The 16,494-nt window shown below is 47.1% G+C and carries 19 protein-coding genes and 1 riboswitch; of the genes, 2 read left to right on the top strand and 17 right to left on the bottom strand.

Translation table 11 applies throughout. From position 1 onward, the window contains the following. Positions 1-80 precede the first annotated feature (80 nt). From BZ167_RS18410 to BZ167_RS18355, 12 genes are all read right to left on the bottom strand, one after another. A complete protein-coding gene (locus BZ167_RS18410) occupies positions 81-1,862 on the bottom strand; it encodes an ATP-binding protein (RefSeq protein ID WP_007409435.1) in 1,782 nt (593 codons plus the stop codon). Further along, positions 1,859-2,581 (bottom strand): DNA-binding response regulator ResD, encoded by a 723-nt coding sequence (gene resD, locus BZ167_RS18405; protein WP_003153397.1) that lies wholly within the window; start codon positions 2,579-2,581, stop codon positions 1,859-1,861. The genes BZ167_RS18410 and resD overlap by 4 nt, the downstream gene beginning before the upstream one ends. A gap of 81 nt (positions 2,582-2,662) precedes the next feature. Further along, positions 2,663-3,838: a c-type cytochrome biogenesis protein CcsB gene (ccsB, locus tag BZ167_RS18400; RefSeq protein WP_060674353.1), complete on the bottom strand. Its 1,176-nt coding sequence runs from the start codon at positions 3,836-3,838 to the stop codon at positions 2,663-2,665. A gap of 18 nt (positions 3,839-3,856) precedes the next feature. Beyond that, positions 3,857-5,485, bottom strand: coding sequence for a cytochrome c biogenesis protein ResB (gene resB, locus BZ167_RS18395; protein ID WP_061860675.1), 1,629 nt, complete (start codon positions 5,483-5,485; stop codon positions 3,857-3,859). Next, entirely contained in the window at positions 5,482-6,021 is a 540-nt protein-coding gene (gene resA, locus BZ167_RS18390; protein WP_003153391.1) for a thiol-disulfide oxidoreductase ResA, read from the bottom strand. Before resA ends, resB begins: the two co-directional genes overlap by 4 nt. 84 nt (positions 6,022-6,105) lie before the next feature. Further along, positions 6,106-6,840, bottom strand: a complete 735-nt coding sequence (gene rluB, locus BZ167_RS18385) for a 23S rRNA pseudouridine(2605) synthase RluB (protein ID WP_007409432.1) — start codon at positions 6,838-6,840, stop codon at positions 6,106-6,108. A 93-nt stretch (positions 6,841-6,933) separates the two neighbouring features. After that, complete coding sequence (locus BZ167_RS18380; protein WP_033574735.1) at positions 6,934-7,470, bottom strand: spore maturation protein; 537 nt, start codon at positions 7,468-7,470, stop codon at positions 6,934-6,936. A 4-nt stretch (positions 7,471-7,474) separates the two neighbouring features. After that, positions 7,475-8,065, bottom strand: coding sequence for a nucleoside recognition domain-containing protein (locus BZ167_RS18375; RefSeq protein ID WP_003153385.1), 591 nt, complete (start codon positions 8,063-8,065; stop codon positions 7,475-7,477). Beyond that, a complete protein-coding gene (locus tag BZ167_RS18370; RefSeq protein ID WP_077392173.1) occupies positions 8,053-9,204 on the bottom strand; it encodes a D-alanyl-D-alanine carboxypeptidase family protein in 1,152 nt (383 codons plus the stop codon). Before BZ167_RS18370 ends, BZ167_RS18375 begins: the two co-directional genes overlap by 13 nt. Before the next feature lie 112 nt (positions 9,205-9,316). After that, on the bottom strand, positions 9,317-9,802 hold the full coding sequence (locus tag BZ167_RS18365) for a DUF3907 family protein (protein ID WP_033574737.1): 486 nt from the start codon (positions 9,800-9,802) through the stop codon (positions 9,317-9,319). Between the two features lie 89 nt (positions 9,803-9,891). After that, on the bottom strand, positions 9,892-10,485 hold the full coding sequence (scpB, locus tag BZ167_RS18360) for an SMC-Scp complex subunit ScpB (protein WP_007409428.1): 594 nt from the start codon (positions 10,483-10,485) through the stop codon (positions 9,892-9,894). Beyond that, positions 10,475-11,230 (bottom strand): segregation/condensation protein A, encoded by a 756-nt coding sequence (locus BZ167_RS18355; RefSeq protein ID WP_060674357.1) that lies wholly within the window; start codon positions 11,228-11,230, stop codon positions 10,475-10,477. The genes scpB and BZ167_RS18355 overlap by 11 nt, the downstream gene beginning before the upstream one ends. Before the next feature lie 207 nt (positions 11,231-11,437). On the opposite strand from BZ167_RS18355, the gene BZ167_RS18350 reads away from it, so the two are divergent. Both BZ167_RS18350 and BZ167_RS18345 read left to right on the top strand, forming a co-directional pair. Further along, positions 11,438-11,527: a YjcZ family sporulation protein gene (locus BZ167_RS18350; protein WP_003153376.1), complete on the top strand. Its 90-nt coding sequence runs from the start codon at positions 11,438-11,440 to the stop codon at positions 11,525-11,527. Positions 11,528-11,614: 87 nt separating this feature from the next. Further along, the gene (locus BZ167_RS18345) at positions 11,615-12,136 is read left to right on the top strand and encodes a DUF309 domain-containing protein (protein WP_003153375.1); all 522 of its coding nucleotides are present in this window, start codon (positions 11,615-11,617) and stop codon (positions 12,134-12,136) included. A gap of 65 nt (positions 12,137-12,201) precedes the next feature. On the opposite strand, the gene ribT is transcribed toward BZ167_RS18345, so the two are convergent. From ribT to ribD, 5 genes are all read right to left on the bottom strand, one after another. Beyond that, complete coding sequence (gene ribT / locus BZ167_RS18335) at positions 12,202-12,576, bottom strand: GNAT family N-acetyltransferase RibT (protein WP_003153373.1); 375 nt, start codon at positions 12,574-12,576, stop codon at positions 12,202-12,204. 116 nt (positions 12,577-12,692) lie between these two features. Further along, positions 12,693-13,157 (bottom strand): 6,7-dimethyl-8-ribityllumazine synthase, encoded by a 465-nt coding sequence (gene ribH / locus BZ167_RS18330; protein WP_003153372.1) that lies wholly within the window; start codon positions 13,155-13,157, stop codon positions 12,693-12,695. A 32-nt stretch (positions 13,158-13,189) separates the two neighbouring features. Next, positions 13,190-14,386, bottom strand: a complete 1,197-nt coding sequence (locus BZ167_RS18325) for a bifunctional 3,4-dihydroxy-2-butanone-4-phosphate synthase/GTP cyclohydrolase II (protein ID WP_047935905.1) — start codon at positions 14,384-14,386, stop codon at positions 13,190-13,192. A 14-nt stretch (positions 14,387-14,400) separates the two neighbouring features. Next, complete coding sequence (gene ribE, locus BZ167_RS18320) at positions 14,401-15,048, bottom strand: riboflavin synthase (protein ID WP_061860676.1); 648 nt, start codon at positions 15,046-15,048, stop codon at positions 14,401-14,403. Next, entirely contained in the window at positions 15,029-16,144 is a 1,116-nt protein-coding gene (gene ribD / locus BZ167_RS18315; RefSeq protein ID WP_061860677.1) for a bifunctional diaminohydroxyphosphoribosylaminopyrimidine deaminase/5-amino-6-(5-phosphoribosylamino)uracil reductase RibD, read from the bottom strand. Before ribD ends, ribE begins: the two co-directional genes overlap by 20 nt. Positions 16,145-16,275: 131 nt before the next feature. Continuing rightward, positions 16,276-16,422, bottom strand: a riboswitch (FMN riboswitch). Positions 16,423-16,494 lie beyond the last annotated feature (72 nt).

The raw sequence follows: 16,494 nt of genomic DNA, 5'->3' as shown, positions 1-16,494 counted from the left end.
AAATTTTTAAAGGAGAAACAAATAAAAAACACCCGCAGAACATGCGGGTGTTTCGTATGGAACAAGATTGTTCGTCAATTTCAGACGTCATCCTGCACTTTTGTCGGAATATAAAATGTAAACGTCGTCCCTTTGTCGATGCTGCTGTGAACCGCAATTGAGCCGCCGTGGGCTTCCACGATATTTTTTACGATGGCGAGCCCGAGTCCGGTTCCCGCCCTGCCTCTTGTTCTTGCTTTGTCCGCTTTATAAAAACGTTCAAAAATAAAAGGCAGGTCCTCTTCCGGTATACCAGAGCCGGAATCTTTGATATCGATCTTCAGTCCGTCTTTTACGGTCTGAGCCGCGATATGAACGCTTCCGCCTGACTCCGTATGGCGCAGCGCATTATCTATAAGGTTGGTAAACACCTGTTCCATTTTGTCTTCATCAAAGACACACTCCGGCTGAGACACTGAGATGTCCTCTGTGAGCGAAACGCCTTTTTCCTTCGCTACCCCGGAAAATTTGCGGGAGATCTTCTCCAGAAATTCATGCAGGTTTACCGTTTCATAGTGCAGGCCCGTATGTCCGGATTCCATTCTGGCCAAATCCAGCAAATCATTAACGAGCCGGCCCATGCGAAGAGATTCATCATAAATGATCTGTGCGATTTCTTTTTTCTCCTCTTCGGTGCTTGCAATGTCGTCCACTATTGCTTCGCTGTATCCCTGCAGCATAGAAATCGGGGTTCTGAGCTCATGACTGACATTGGCAATGAAGTCTTCACGCAATTTATCCAGCCTGCGCTCTTCGGTCATATCACGGAGCACGGCCACGGCGCCGCGGACGTGTGATTCCGCATAAAGAGGCGACATCAATAAAACCCATGACCTTCCTTGAAGCGTCATTTCAATCATTTGCTCTTTTTCCGTGTTCACTGCATTTTGAAATAGCTCTTTTGCTTCAGGGGGAAGGTTGTCTCCTTCTTTAATGTTCATGTTCTGCTCATAATACCATGCCTGCAGAAAACGTTCGGCCGGCGGGTTGGTCACCAAAATGGTGCCGTCGATATTAATGGTGATGACCCCGTCTGCCATACTGCTTAAAATATTGGACAGCTGTTCTTTTTCCTGATTCAGCGCGTTAATATGAAAATTGAGCTGCCGTCCCATCTGATTAAAGGCAATGGCCAGTTCCCCGATTTCATCTTGGGTCAGAATCGGAATTTTTGTATCAAACTTTCCTTTCGCCAAGTCTTGGGCGCCTTCCCGCATTTTCCGAAGGGGATATGTCACCCTGCTGGATAAAAAGAACGCGAAAAACGTTGTCAAGACGATGGCAATGCCCGCCGCAAGAAAAATATAGCGTGTCGTATGTTTCGTCGTATCTTTGACGGCAAGCAGCGATTGGGATAAAAAGACCATGCCTTTTTTGCCGTCTTTTTCATACGGCACTCCGACGATCAGCCGTTCGTTATCCGAACCGGCATTGTTGGGGACCGCGCGTTTGCTTACTTTTTTGCGGTCTGTCAGCGCCTTGTGCAGATCCCGGTCATGTTTGATCTGCTCTAATGTAATAGAGGATAAATGATTATCGTCATTGGGCGAATACCAGACATGTTTATCATCCTGAATGATCGCGATGCTCGTTAAATTGTCCGCCAGTTCCCACGTGATGGATCTGGCAAGCGGCTGGTCTTCATGATTTTCTATTATGACCGCAATTTTGTCGGCAAGCTGCGTTAAATCTTTTTCCGCTTCTTCAACGTGGTAATTTTCTATAAATTCCAGAAGCAGCACCGTTAAAATAAATAAAACAATTAACACGAGTGAAAGAATGGTAAACCAAAGCTTACCTACTACGCTTTTCCAAAACTTCATTCAGCGCCTACCTCAAATTTGTATCCGACTCCCCATACGGTAACGATTTTTTTCGCCGCTCCCGGGGACACTTTATTTAATTTTTCACGGAGCCGTTTGACATGGGTGTCCACCGTTCTGAGGTCTCCGAAAAATTCATACTGCCACACTTCTTTTAAAAGCTTTTCCCTGTCGTACACTTTGTCCGGTGTTTTCGCCAGGAAGTACAGCAGTTCATATTCCTTCGGCGTCAGGCTCACCTCCGTGCCGTCCGCAGTCACCCTGTGAGCATCGTGATCAATGGATAGATGCGAAAAGACGAGCACATTTTTTGTCGGGGTATTTGCTGTCAGATAAGATGTTTGGGAAGCCCTTCTTAAAAGCGCCTTTACCCGAAGCACCACTTCTCTCGGGCTGAAAGGCTTGACGATATAATCGTCCGTACCCGCTTCAAACCCCTGGACGCGGTTGGCTTCTTCCCCTTTTGCCGTCAGCATGATAATCGGCGTCGCTTTTTTTTCTCTGAGCTGCCGGCATACTTCGATTCCGTCCGTTCCCGGCATCATTAAATCCAAGAGCACCAGATCATAATCTGATGCCAGCCCCATTTTAATGGCCTCGTCGCCGTTTTCCGCTTCTTCAATCACATAGTTTTCCCGTTCAAGGTACATTCTTAAAAGGCGTCGAATTCTGGCTTCATCATCTACTACTAATATTTTAGTTTCATTTGTTTGATCCATCGTTTTCCCCCTGCTTTCCTTCTGTTACTTTCATTTTAACAAACTGTGCGGCAGCTTGAGAACTGTATCGGCTTTTTGCATCTATGCGTACGAATGAAGTCCGGCAAGCACGAGATTCACAAAAATTAAGTTAAACATAATAATGGCGAAGCCGATGACGGCAAGCCACGCGGACTTTTCGCCATGCCAGCCTCTTGACAGCCGCAAGTGCAAATACGCTGCGTAAAATAAAAAGGTGATCAGCGCCCATACTTCCTTCGGGTCCCAGCCCCAAAAACGCGTCCATGCAAGCTGCGCCCAAATCATCGCAAACACAAGCGCGCCGAGTGTGAATACCGGAAAACCGATGGAAACAGCGCGGTAGCCGACTTCATCGACCAAGTCCAGATTCACATTTTTGACGAGCGGGCTGATAAGAGCGCTGATTCTCTTTCTGAATATCAGCCTGAGCGCACCGTATAAAACGAGGCCTGCGCCAAACGACCAGATCACCGTATTGACCTTTCTGCCTGAAAAAATGGCCGGAAGCTCAATAAGCGGCTTCATTGCGCCTTCCGTAAGCAGTTCTCCCTCATGCGGGCCGACAAGCGCAGGCATATCATATATCATGACGCTTTTGGCTTCTTTTTTATCCACCCAATTAAATTCAGCTTTGTAGTCCGCCAGCCGGAATGCCGACGTGACGGCGATAAATGCCACGGTCGTCACGAGTATAAACATGATGACTTCGAGCCAGAACGTTTTTTTACCCGGTCTGGATTGGTCGACGTGCTTTAACAGGAAAATGACGCCGGCTACAAAACTGATCGCAAGAATCGCCTGCCCGAGCGCCGCCGTCGTGACGTGAATGTACAGCCAATTGCTCTGCAGTGACGGAATAAGCGGCGTGATGTCTGTCGGAAACATGCTTGCATATGCGATAAGCAAAAGCGCGATAGACAATGTGAACATGCCTAATGAAGGCAGTCTGTAAATAAAGTAAATAATAATAAAAGCGAGAACAAGCATCATGCCGAATGACGTCGTAAATTCAAACATATTGCTGACAGGCGCATGTCCGCTTGCCGACCATCTCGCAATGAAGTAGGCGAGATGACAAAGAAATCCGAAAATGGTTAACGTGATTCCGATAGCCGACCAGCGGCCCTTACCGTCCTTAGCACCTTTTGTTCCCCGGATGGCGCCGCCGAAAATCGGGACGGCAATTAAATAAATCAAAAAGGCAGCATAAAGAAAATTTGCGCTCAGCTCCGCCATGACACCACTCCTTTTTCACTAGGCCTGATTTTTGGCCAATTCTTTTTGATCGGCCGGCTCTTGAATCCCGGTCCCGCTAAGAACAAATTCGATATCTTTTTTCAGACCGAACCAGTTTTTGTTCGTATGTCCCGCCACAAGCACTTCATGATCACCTGTTTTGATCCAGATCCTTCTGTGCTGCCAGTACATTCCTTGAATGACGCCGATCATAAAGATCGCGCCGCCGACGGCAAGCACCCATAAGGTTAAGTCTTTTCTGACGGTGAGTCCTGTAATGTTTTTCGTTTCCACATGGTCGAATTTTAATTTGTACTTGTTACTGTCGGAACCTTCAACAGTCTGCTGAATCGCAACAAAACTTTTCTCCCCTTTCGGCTTGTCAGGAGCCGTGATTTTAAAGACAAAAGCCGGATTGTTAGGAACCTTCGTTTTCGTGCTCGGTTCTCCGTCCTTGTTAAAATAAAAATCAGGAAGATAACTGGCGATCTGCACTTTGTAACCGTTACCAAGATCATAGTCCGTGTCGGGATCGAGAAGATTGATCTTCAGTTTGCCGAATGACTGTTTTGTTTTTTGGTCGATCAGCTGAAATACCATCTGATCGAGCTGGTTTTCTTTATAGTCCACCTGATACACAGAATAGGAGTCAAAGCGAAGCGGTTCATTGACGCGGATATTGTTTTCTTTGACTCTTTTAAGCTTCGGCTTTTCACCGAATACAATGTCGCCTTCCCTCTTGTACAAAACCGCGTCCGTTGTGAAGGATTTGGCGACTTTGCCGTTTCCGGCTCTGTCAATGGCGTCGGCGAATACTTTTTTCTCAGTGTCTTTGTTATATGTCTGCATCGTGAACCGGTTGTTTTTTAAGTAATATTTGCCGTCAGTACCTGGGATCTGGGCGGTTTCGCCTTCACGGACCCAGAGCGTTTCATCGACATACATACCGGGTACAAATCTCAGCATGGCTCCGATCAGAAAAATGATCAGGCCGATATGATTGACGTAGGGCCCCCACCTTGAAAAACGGCCTTTTTCCGCCAGAATGCTTCCCTCTTGTTCTCGCACTCTATAATGCTTTTTTTTCAATCGTGTTCTGAGGCTATCAGCCGCATCCCCGCTCAGCTCGGTTTCTGTCCGGCTGTATAGACGCTGTCTCTTCAAAAAGACCGGATTCCGCCGAACTCCTTGATTTTTCAGCGCCCTGTACAAAGGAATCACCCGGTCCAGGCTGCAGATGACCAGTGATATGCCAATGGATGCGATCAGGAGCATATACCACCATGAGCCGTACAGGTGATGAAATCCCAGCAGATAATACAGTTGGCCGATTATGCCGTACTGCTGTTCATAATATGTATCCGGCTGGGCGCCCGGCGGCAGATAAGCTTCCTGCGGAAAAACCGTGCCGAAAGCAGACGCCGCCAGAGTAATGACGATCAGCCATATTCCGACTTTTACGGAAGAAAAGAAGTTCCATACCTTATCTACGATTGTTTTGTTATATGTTTGCGAACGCCTTGCGCTGCCGTCGTACCGCATATCGGCAAGCGGCGATTTTTGATCATCAAGCGGCTTCCCGCACGACTCGCACAAAACCGTCCCGGCTGGATTCACGTGCCCGCATTCACATTTGACCTTTTTCATGAAGACGCCTCCGGCTTAATTAAATTCATATAGTCATGAACCATGCGTTCTGTCATCGTGCCGGTCACCACTTTCACGACTTTTCCGTCGGGATTGATCAAAAATGTCGTCGGAATAGGTGATACGCCGTACGCGTCCAGCACTTGCCGGTCAGTATCGAGCGCAACCGGGAAATTGACGCCGTATGTTTTCATAAAATTATGTACTGCAATTTTTGATTCGCCGACATTTACCGCAACCACCTCGACACCGAGGTCTTTAAAATGCTTGTATTGATTCTCCATGTAGGGAAATTCCTGCTTGCACGGCTCACACCACGTTCCCCAGAAATTCAGAAAAACACCTTTTCCTTTTAACTGACTCAGTTCTATGAGTCTGCCCTCTGTATCTTTCAGCGCGAAATTCGGGGCTTTGGACCCCTCAGATATACGCTCACCGTTTGTGTATACGGCATTATAGATGGTATATCCGAGCGCGCAGAGTAAGATGAGAAGGATGCCGGTCCGAATGAATAAACGCCGCCGTTTTTTGTTCATTGTACACTGCTCCCCTCCCCTGCCTGCAAATCCATTCAATTATATCATCAACACGTTTTGTAATTTTTGAAGGTTATGTGAAAATTAGAAAGCGTTTTTACCGTGTTCAGCTAAAGCCCGAAGCCTTTTCACCTCATGCGGCGACAATTCTCTTGCGTCTCCTGTGCGCAGGCCTCTTAAATCTAAAAATGCGTATTCTTCACGTTTGAGTTTCAGCACGTCATGACCGATCGCCTCGAACATGCGGCGGACCTGTCTGTTCCGTCCTTCATGAATCGTCAGCTGAATGATGCTCGTCTGCTTTCTTTTGTCCAGGGAAAGCAATTTCGCTCTGGCCGGCGCCGTCTTGCCTTCTTCAAGCTGAATGCCGCGCTCAAGCTTTCTCAGAAGTTCCTTGGAAGGAATCCCCTTCACTTTGGCGACGTACGTCTTATCAATTTCGTATTTCGGATGCATGAGTTTGTTGGCAAACTCGCCGTCATTTGTCAGCAATAAAAGTCCGCTCGTATCATAATCAAGCCTGCCGATCGGATAAATGCGCTGCGGCACTTCTTTGAAAAAGTCGGTCACCACTTTCCGCCCTTTGTCGTCATCAGCTGCTGAGATCACTCCTCTCGGTTTATAAAGCAGAAAGTACACGGGTTCTTCCCGCTCCACCTTTAATCCGTTTACTTCAATCTGATCAGAACCGGTCACTTTTACGCCGAGCTCTGTTATTACTTTTCCATTCACCTTTACTTTTCCTTCTTTTATCAGCTCTTCCGCCTTTCTGCGTGATGCCACGCCGGCATGAGCAATAACTTTTTGCAGTCTTTCCATGTCGTTCACCTCAAGTATAATCTTACTTTTTTCCCCTTGAACAAACAAGCTTTTTCAAGGAGAGTTATTCTGATATATAAAAAGCGCCTGATTTCAGGCGCTTCCAAATAATAACGTAACTATGATGATTGATGCAACCACCCCGATCAAATCAGCAAGAAGACCAACCTTTAAAGCATCCCCCATTTTTTTGATGCCTACCGCCCCGAAATACACCGTCAGGACATACAGCGTCGTGTCAGTCGATCCCTGCATGACCGAGGCCAGTCTGCCGATAAATGAATCAGGCCCGTACACGGCGATCAGATCAGTCGTCATGCCGAGCGCCGCCGTCCCCGAAATCGGGCGGATCAGAGCAAGCGGCACGACTTCTGCGGGAATGCCGAGCGTTGTAAAGAAAGGCTTGCACAGCCCCATGACAAAATCCAGCGCGCCCGAGGCCCGGAATACGGTAATCGCCACCAGCATCCCGACCAAATACGGAATGATGGAAAACGCAATCTCAATTCCTTCTTTTCCGCCTTCAACGAACGATTCATACGTCGGCACTTTTTTGATCGTGCCGTATATCAATATACCGGCGATAATAATCGGAATCATGGCTAAAGACAGCCAATTCACCATTTCCATTCGCTTACCTCCCTTTTCTTTTGCGGCGGTACCAGAAGTAGCGGTCAATGAAAATCGCGCCGATTCCCGAAATTAAAGTCGCTAAGATGGTCGGCCCGACGATATCGGTCGGTGATTTCGCCGAGTAAGCCATGCGCACGGCAATGACGGTTGTCGGTATCAATGTAATACTCGAAGTATTTACCGCCAAAAAGGTAATCATGGAACGGCTGGCCTCAGACTTACCTCCATTCAGCTTTTTCATCTGCTCCATGGCTTTAATGCCGAGCGGTGTCGCCGCATTTCCCAGTCCGAAAAAGTTTGCCATGAGATTTGATAAGATGTATCCCATCGCCGGATGATCAGGGGGAATATCGGGAAACAGCTTAGAAATAAACGGGCGGCACATTCTGCTGAATATATCCAAAAGGCCGGACTGCTCGGCTATTTTCATCAGGCCGAGCCAGAACACGAGAACGCTCATTAATCCGAACGAGATCGTAACCGCTTCTTTCGCTCCTTTAAAAACGGCTTCATTCACATCCTGCAAGGTACCGTTAAACATCGCAAAGACAAGTCCGATTACCGTCAGACATACCCAGATTAAATTGACCATGACGAACCGCCCGCCGCGCTCATAAACAGGCTCGTAAACGTCTCAATGAAATGCTTTTTCGGTTTTTTATGGCGCTCATTTTCATAATAGACGGGGATCCTGGCGATCACTTTCCCATCATGCATAACAGTCATCCGGCCGACGACATCAGGAATGAGAGAGGCGTCCTTTTTCCAGGCTTTTTTCGGTTTTATTAAGGTTGTGCTGATTTTTACATCGTCGATTTCATCTTTTTTTAACAAATATTTGACATCCCGGGCAATAAAAGCGCGCTTTCCGTAAAACGTCTTTTTCAGCTTCGGAATGCCGCCTTTTTTGGCGATGACATAGGTTTTATAGTGATCAAAGACATAATTAAACATATTCATATGATCATCCCAATCATCCGGATCATTTATGGTGACCGCGATGAGATCCGTACCGTCTTTTGAGGCCGTCGAGACGAGCGTCCGTTTCGCGATTTTTGTGTAACCCGTTTTTCCGCCTGTGCTGTAACGGTAGAGCCCGGTCAGAAGCTTGTTTTTATTTTTCCATACCCGGTCCATCGTTTCCGCCTTATACACTTTTGTGCCTGAAACGGTCCGGTATTCCTTGATTTTCATCGCGTATTTAGTCAAAAGCGCCATGTCAAACGCCGTTGAATATAAATTTTCATGGTCGTCCAGCCCGTGCGGATTTTGAAATTTTGTATTTTCCATCCCGATTTGCTCGGCTTTTTTGTTCATCAAAAATACAAAACCGTCAAGGCTTCCGCCGACATATTCCGCTATTGCCGCAGCGGCGTCATTTCCTGATCTCAGCATAAGCCCGTATACGAGATCTTTCAGCTTTACTTTTTGTCCCGGCTGAAGATAAATGGCTGAGCCTTCCGTTTTTACGGCATTCGGGGAAACCGTCACGGTCTCTTCCATCTTCCCTGATTCAATCGCCAGCACCGCCGTCATGATTTTCGTAATGCTTGCAATCCGCCGCTTATGATGTTCATCCTTGGCGAATAACACCCTGCCAGATGCTCCGTCGATTATAATCGCGCTTTTTGCGCTGACATGTATTTGGGCATGTGCCGTATTGCCGTCTGTAATGGAAAAAAGAATAACAAAAGTCAAAAGAAATACGGCAGCTTTTTTGAGAAAGCGCATGAATGCTCACGTCCTTGTTGTGGGTTTGTACAAGTTTATGCGCATGTCCATGACTTATGAATACCAATTGCATCACTTTCACATAAAAAAACTCTCCCAAAAGGAAGAGTTTTTATCTGACTGGTGCCATATTTGAGCCTGATGCTTCATATTGCGCCAATTCTTCCCGCATGCGCAGAAATTCACTGCTGAGCGAAAGCAGAAGGCTCCGCAGCGAGTCCGGCACTTGCTGGTAGAATTCAATCGCGCTTTGGCCTGTATAAGCGGCGCGGCTGTTTTCGTACCATGTATCCTTTTTCGGCATGAAAAACTCTTCCACGCACTGATGATATACTTTATACAGTGTTTTTTCCGCTCTCGCCTCATGAAACGGCTCCTGCATTAAAAGCCGCCTGCAGGCTTCCTGGGCGCCTTCGCAAAAGACGGTCATCCTCCTCAGCACACTGAGCACGTCGCGGCAGTATGCCTCATCCGCCTCTCCTTGAGCCCGCATCTCCGGCAAAGTTGTATGATTTAAATAGCTGCTGACCATCGTGACAACCTCGGCTAAAAATTCACCAGTTTCTTCAGTATGGGCCCTCACAATCGAATTTCCCATTTCCGTCCGTTTCCTTCCTCTCTTGTACATCGTCATTTGCGTCATTCATCAATGGCCTTTCCCTACTATCGTATGATGAAAAACGATTATTATTTAATATCCTCAAAAGTTTGGTTGAAGTTTTCAAAGAATAAATCGGCTTCCTCCTGGAGAACGTCTTCCTCCGCATTTTCAGGAAGCGGCGGGAGCTCCTCCAATGTTTTTAAGCCGAATTGTTCAAGAAATACCGGTGTAGTGCCGTATAAAATCGCCCGGCCGGGACCGTCGGCGCGGCCCACCTCACACAGCAGCGCTTTTGACACGAGGCTGTGCAGAATCCGCTCAGACTTCACGCCCCGGATATCTTCAATTTCCGCCCGTGTGATCGGCTGCTTGTACGAAACGATCGCCAGCACTTCCAAAGAAGCCTGTGACAGCCCTTTTGACGGCACTTCGATTAGTTTTTTCAAATAAGGCACGAATTCTTTTTTCGTTCCAAGCATATACGTATCCGCATATTCGGTAAGCTCGATGCCTCTGTCGTCTTCCTTGTACTGAGCGGCCACTTCTTCCATGATTCCGGCCAGTTCCGCTTCTTCTATTTCAAGCACCGTCACCAATTGCTTTTTGGTCAGCCCTTCATCCCCCGCCGCATACAGCAGGGCTTCCACAATCGCTTTCCAATTCACGATATCAAGCGCCATGAATGGATTCACTCCCCATAATGTATATATCCGAAAAGTTTTCTTCCTGTTCAATGATAATCTGCTGATTTTTCATCAGTTCCAGGACTGCTAAAAACGTCACGACGAGATGGTCCTTTTGCCGAGAAGGAAAAAGCTCCGTGAAGTTTATTCTTCTCCCCGCCGTTTTTAAGCTTTTTACGATTTCGTTCATTCTGTCTTCAATCGGTATTTCCTGTCTTGTAATGGTCGTTTCTTTCGGCCGCGTGATTTTTTTACGCTGAAGCACCTTTTGAAACGCGCCGATCATGTCATAAACGGTCACCGACAGCTTCTGCTCCGTCTGTTTGATTTCTTTTGCATACTCACTTAAATCACTCGGCGGCTTTGTAAATGACTTTTGTCTTTCTTCTTCCCGCTCTTTTAAATCCTTCGCAGCGGTTTTATACTTTCTATACTCAATCAGCTTTTCAATCAGCTCGTCCCGAGGGTCTTCTTCTTCAAGCATTTCGTCTTCAAACAGCTCTTCCTCTTGTTTCGGAAGCAGCATTCTGCTTTTAATGCTGAGAAGCGTCGCCGCCATGACCAGATATTCACTGGCGACATCAAGTTCAAGCTCTTGCATTGTATGTACATATAATAAATATTGTTCAGTAATGGTTGCCACGGGTATGTCGTATATGTCGATTTCAAGACGGTTAATCAGATGAAGCAGCAGGTCCAATGGGCCTTCAAACGTATCAATTTTCACTTGATATTCTACCATTATCTCACCATTTTCAATATCACTCTCATTGCCGGAAAAACTGGCTACCCTTTAGTATAATCCACCGAAATGCTCTCGTCCAATACTTTTATACACGTCATCCGTTATTTAGAAAATACTGAAAAAGAAGATATACGCCTATACCTTTAAAGGCGGATGCACATATGATAGCCGTGTAAACTTGAAACAAAGGGAGGCTGATTTCACATGAGCGGAGCTTGTTTCGGCGGAGGTTTTGCATTAATTGTCGTTCTGTTTATTTTGCTCGTTGTCGTAGGAGCATCTTACATCTGCTAGTTCCTCAGGCTTCAGGCACCAAGCCGCTCTTTTTTCCTTTTCATAGCGCTGTGGTACACTGGTTTTAGCATAAAAGGAGGAAGCGGCTTGTATCCTAAAGCTTATATCGGCTTTTTGGCCGAATTTCACGCATCAAGAGATTATTTTGAGTGTCATGAACTGTTAGAGGAATATTGGAAAGAAAGCCCGGCTGAAAAGCGGAGCATTCATTGGGTCGGCCTGATTCAGCTTGCCGTCGCTCTGTATCACCAGCGCAGGGGAAATGAAGCCGGGGCGAAACGGCTGATTGCCAACAGCTTACGTATTCTCCGGTCTGAAAAGCAGGCGGTCTGTTCTCTCGGTCTCAGCCACCCGAAGCTGATTGAGCTGATAGAAACGCTGTCAGACGATATAGAAGCGGGCCTGCCTTACAGAAGTGTTATGCTGCCGATTACAGATGAAGCCCTGAAAGAAGCATGTCTTGCCGAATGCCGCCGAAAGGGCTATACATGGGGGCAAGACGGCGTATCAGATACCTTTCTTATTCATAAACACCGCCTGCGGGACAGGACGGATGTCATTAAGGAACGCGAACGGGAAATTGAGAGAAGAAAAAAAAGCAGAGGCTGACGGTCAGCCCTGCTTTTTCTATATCAAAACAGCTCCCGAAACCGTGAAGATTCCGGGAGCATTTGTCAGTTATTATATGAGATATCCTGATCTTTTTGATGTTGACAGCGTTCAAAAAAGCTTTGCGTTAATTCATTCGGAACGAGTGCCTCCGTTTTGAACAGACGTTTTAAGGCGTCCATCATTTGCTTTCCGATTCCTTGATGGCGGTGAGAAGGATTCACGCTGATATGCCGGATTTCAACTTCTGAGTCCTTTTTTTCGACTCCGATCGCTCCGACGATATCTTCATCCTCTTTCCAAAGAAAGAGCTGGCGGCCAGTATCCGTTTCATAGTCCTTTATTGTCTGCTGAAGCTGCTTGAGATCTTTTTCATTCGGCATAAATGACAGAAGACCCATCGCAATCTTTTCAAACGATTTTTTATAACGAATTAACATAAAAACCCCTCTATATCCAAAATGTCCATTCATGTCCTATCAAACGGATACATAAAGGCGATCCGTTTCCTCACATTATATCATTTTCGCCGCTGTTTTAAACGCTTTTCAACAAATTATTCAAATGAACGGTTTAAATTTGCCATTTCAATGGCAGATACTGCGCAATCCGCTCCCTTATTTCCGGCTTTTGTTCCGGCTCGTTCGATGGCCTGCTCAATGGTTTCAGTCGTCACGATGCCGAAGATAACCGGGACGCCCGTCGCCGTTCCCGCCTGGGCAATGCCTTTTGCCGCTTCATTGCAGACATAGTCATAATGCGTTGTCGCTCCTCTGATAACCGTGCCGAGCGTAATGACGGCATCGTATTTTTTCGTTTCCGCCATTTTCTTTGCCGCAAACGGGATTTCAAACGCTCCCGGCACCCAAGCGACGTCAATGTCGTTTGATTCTACACCGTGGCGAAGCAACGTGTCTTCCGCTCCGCTTAACAGCTTGCTCGTAATAAATTCATTAAATCTGCCGACGACGATTCCGATTTTAAGTCCTGTTCCTACTAGGTTTCCTTGTATGATATTCATATGTTATCCATCCTTTTTTGTGAGATTTGTTTTTAGAAATGAAGCAGATGTCCAAGTTTTTTCATTTTGGTCTTTAAATATTGCTTGTTATGCTCACTCGCTTCCATTTGAAGCGGCACCCGTTCTGAAATGCTGAGACCGTATCCTTCGAGGCCGGCGATCTTCCGGGGGTTATTGGTTAAAAGTTTCATATGCTGAACCCCTAAGTCGCGGAGAATCTGGGCGCCGATGCCGTAGTTGCGCAGATCAGGCAGAAAGCCGAGCGCTTCGTTCGCTTCAACCGTGTCGTACCCTTGTTCCTGCAATCGGTACGCCTTCAGCTTATTGATTAAACCGATTCCTCTGCCTTCCTGGCGCAAATACAATAGAACGCCGCGGCCTTCTTCAGCAATTTGCGCAAGCGCGGCATGAAGCTGAGGTCCGCAATCACAGCGATGGGATGCAAACACATCGCCCGTCAGGCATTCTGAGTGCACTCTGACAAGAACGGGTTCGCTGTTAAACGGGACATCCCCCATGACAAAGGCGAGATGTTCTTTTCCGTCAACCTCGTTTGTATATCCGTAAACTCTAAACGTGCCGAAGTCAGTCGGCAGCGTAATATCAACTTCTCTGTTCACAAGTGTCGTAATGTTGTAACGGTACTCTATTAAGTCTTTTATCGTAATCATTTTCAGCTGGTGGCGTTCGGCGATTTCGGCTAACTCCGGCACTCTGGCCATTGTGCCGTCTTCATTCATAATTTCACAAATGACGCCCGCTCCCTGAGATCCGCAGGCTTTTGCAAGGTCAACGGCTGCTTCCGTATGGCCGGCCCGCTTCAGGACGCCTCCTTTTTTTGCAATTAAGGGGAAAATGTGGCCCGGACGCTGAAAATCGTCAGACACAGATTCTTCGTTCAACAGCGCCTGAATGGTAAAGGATCGTTCCTGCGCGCTGATGCCCGTTTTTGTCAGCCTGTGGTCAATACTGACCGTAAACGCTGTCTCATGTGAGTCCGTATTATGATCGACCATCGGGTGAAGATCCAGCCGGCCGGCGATGTCTTCAGACAGCGGCGTGCAGATCAGGCCTCTCCCATGGGTCGCCATAAAATTAACCACTTCAGGCGTGGCATGCTCAGCCAGCGCTACGAAATCTCCTTCGTTTTCTCTGTCTTCATCATCGACAACAATGATGACTTCACCTTTTTTCAGCGCCTCTAACGCCTCTTCTATCGGATGAAACATATCGATCTTCCTTTCTAAAAGCCGTTCTCGCTTAAAAAGGCTTCCGTGATAGTTTGATTGCTTTTCGTTTGTTCTGTTTTGTGCAAAAAGCGGTATAAGTATTTGCCGATCATGTCACACTCAATATTTACGATCGATCCGACTGTTTTCGTCTGAAAAATCGTTTCTGAGATGGTATGCGGAATGATGGATACCGTCACGCTTTCGTCTGATAAACCGAAAATCGTCAGGCTCACGCCGTCTACCGTAATTGAACCTTTCAATACGAGCGTTTTTGTCAATTCCGGCGAAAGTTTTAAATCGTAATAGACCGCGTTGCTTTTTTTCTCGATCCGCGTAATTTCCGCCGTTCCGTCCACGTGCCCTGATACAAAGTGGCCGCCGAACCGTCCGTTGGCGGACATCGCTCTTTCCAAGTTTACTTTACTGCCTTTTGACAAGCCGTTCAGCGAAGTGGCTTTCACTGTTTCCGGCATGACATCAACCGTAAATTGATTGTCAGAAAATCCGGTTACGGTCAGGCAGATGCCGGTTACCGCAATGCTGTCGCCAAGCTTCACGTCACTTGTCACTTTTGAAGCGGCGATGGTTAATGCCATGGAAAGGCCTGTCTTTTTGATTGCTTGGATCGTGCCTGTTTCTTCAACGATTCCTGTAAACATCTTCACCATCCTTTCCATCTTTAGGTATGGCCGTCAGTTTTATATCCGGCCCGATTTGGGTGATTTGTGTGAATTGTAAATGGGGGACATCTTTCATTGATTGAAAACCTTCACCGGAGATCAAGCTGGGAGCAAGCGTTCCTCCGATTAATTTAGGGGCGAAATAGAAATGAAGCTCTTGGAAACAGCCTTCCTTGACAAAACTTCCGTGTACGGATTCTCCGCCTTCCACATAAACGGACATTATGCCGTTTTCAGCGAGAATACCGAGCACCTCAGGGACGTGAATGCGGTCTGTTTCCAGCGGAATAACTTTTATTCCGAGTGCGGTCAGCCGGTCTTTCTTTTGCACGTCTGCACCTTTGGCCGTAAATATCCATGTCGGCGCAGCGCCGTCAGTGAGCACATTTGCCGTTTCAGGAATGGTCAGCTTTGTATCGAGAATCACTCTGACCGGCTGCTTCACCGCATCAGGAAGCCTGCAGGTCAGGCTCGGATTATCGGCTTTGACTGTGCCTGCTCCGACAAGAATGCTTTGATGCGATTTCCTGTATTGCTGGGCATCAAGCCTTGCCGCCTCTGATGTAATCCATTTGCTGTCACCGGTTTCAGTCGCTGTTTTCCCGTCAAGGCTCGCGGCCGCTTTCAAGGTGACATACGGAAGTCCGGTCCGCATGAAGTGAAGAAACATTTTATTCAGCTCTTCTGCCTGCTGCCTGAGAAGTCCGGTTTTCACTTCGATGCCCGCTGCTTCCAGCATTCCGATGCCTTTTCCGGCTACAAGCGGATTCGGATCTTTCACAGCGATAAACACCCTTTTTATCCCCGACTTTATTATCAGCTCAGCGCATGGCGGTGTTTTTCCGTAATGGCTGCAAGGCTCCAGCGTCACATACAAATCGGCGCCTTTTGCGTGTCTGCCGGCCATATGAATCGCGTGAACCTCGGCATGCGATTCTCCGTATTGCAAATGGGCGCCCATTCCGACGATCTGTCCGTTTTTGACGACGACAGCGCCGACAAGGGGATTGGACTGCGTCTGCCCTTCACCGCGTCTGGCAAGCTCTATTGCCGTATTCATATAATATTCTTCCATCGTTATCCCTCCCTTCTTCCACGCAATTTGGCGTCAAAAAAGCCCCGAATGTTTACACAGTTCGGGGCTTTACCAGTTTTAATCCATAGGAAATAAGACTATACAGTAAGTTTATTTTTTGCATAGCTTCTCTCATCCTTCTCCCATCCAGACTTTCACTGTCGGCTTCAGCTTTTCACTGAATCCACCGTATACAAATGCATACGGGTCACGGGCTGTAAAGCGCAAAACGCCTTATTACCGCCGGTCGGGATTTTCACCCAGCCCCGAAGGATACAATCAATATTTTTTTGTCCTTATCCGCTATTATAACATCCTTTGCGGCAGGCGCAATGAATTTGCACCTAATT

The organism is Bacillus sp. 275 (assembly GCF_001999205.1).
GTDB lineage: Bacteria > Bacillota > Bacilli > Bacillales > Bacillaceae > Bacillus > Bacillus velezensis.
The sequence above is the reverse complement of the archived record's forward strand: the minus strand, read 5'-3'. Positions and strand labels throughout refer to the sequence as shown.

Bases quoted from the DNA above. Each gene is read 5' to 3' on its own strand.
- ribH (WP_003153372.1), bottom strand. From the start codon at position 13,157: ATGAATATCATACAAGGAAACCTAGTAGGAACAGGACTTAAAATCGGA.
- BZ167_RS18410 (WP_007409435.1), bottom strand. From the start codon at position 1,862: ATGAAGTTTTGGAAAAGCGTAGTAGGTAAGCTTTGGTTTACCATTCTT.
- ribE (WP_061860676.1), bottom strand. From the start codon at position 15,048: ATGTTTACAGGAATCGTTGAAGAAACAGGCACGATCCAAGCAATCAAA.
- BZ167_RS18325 (WP_047935905.1), bottom strand. From the start codon at position 14,386: ATGTTTCATCCGATAGAAGAGGCGTTAGAGGCGCTGAAAAAAGGTGAA.
- BZ167_RS18380 (WP_033574735.1), bottom strand. From the start codon at position 7,470: ATGGAAATGGTGAATTGGCTGTCTTTAGCCATGATTCCGATTATTATC.
- ccsB (WP_060674353.1), bottom strand. From the start codon at position 3,838: ATGGCGGAGCTGAGCGCAAATTTTCTTTATGCTGCCTTTTTGATTTAT.
- rluB (WP_007409432.1), bottom strand. From the start codon at position 6,840: ATGGAAAGACTGCAAAAAGTTATTGCTCATGCCGGCGTGGCATCACGC.
- BZ167_RS18370 (WP_077392173.1), bottom strand. From the start codon at position 9,204: ATGCGCTTTCTCAAAAAAGCTGCCGTATTTCTTTTGACTTTTGTTATT.
- resB (WP_061860675.1), bottom strand. From the start codon at position 5,485: ATGAAAAAGGTCAAATGTGAATGCGGGCACGTGAATCCAGCCGGGACG.
- ribT (WP_003153373.1), bottom strand. From the start codon at position 12,576: ATGTTAATTCGTTATAAAAAATCGTTTGAAAAGATTGCGATGGGTCTT.
- BZ167_RS18365 (WP_033574737.1), bottom strand. From the start codon at position 9,802: ATGGGAAATTCGATTGTGAGGGCCCATACTGAAGAAACTGGTGAATTT.
- BZ167_RS18375 (WP_003153385.1), bottom strand. From the start codon at position 8,065: ATGGTCAATTTAATCTGGGTATGTCTGACGGTAATCGGACTTGTCTTT.
- resD (WP_003153397.1), bottom strand. From the start codon at position 2,581: ATGGATCAAACAAATGAAACTAAAATATTAGTAGTAGATGATGAAGCC.
- BZ167_RS18350 (WP_003153376.1), top strand. From the start codon at position 11,438: ATGAGCGGAGCTTGTTTCGGCGGAGGTTTTGCATTAATTGTCGTTCTG.
- resA (WP_003153391.1), bottom strand. From the start codon at position 6,021: ATGAACAAAAAACGGCGGCGTTTATTCATTCGGACCGGCATCCTTCTC.
- scpB (WP_007409428.1), bottom strand. From the start codon at position 10,485: ATGGCGCTTGATATCGTGAATTGGAAAGCGATTGTGGAAGCCCTGCTG.
- ribD (WP_061860677.1), bottom strand. From the start codon at position 16,144: ATGGAAGAATATTATATGAATACGGCAATAGAGCTTGCCAGACGCGGT.
- BZ167_RS18355 (WP_060674357.1), bottom strand. From the start codon at position 11,230: ATGGTAGAATATCAAGTGAAAATTGATACGTTTGAAGGCCCATTGGAC.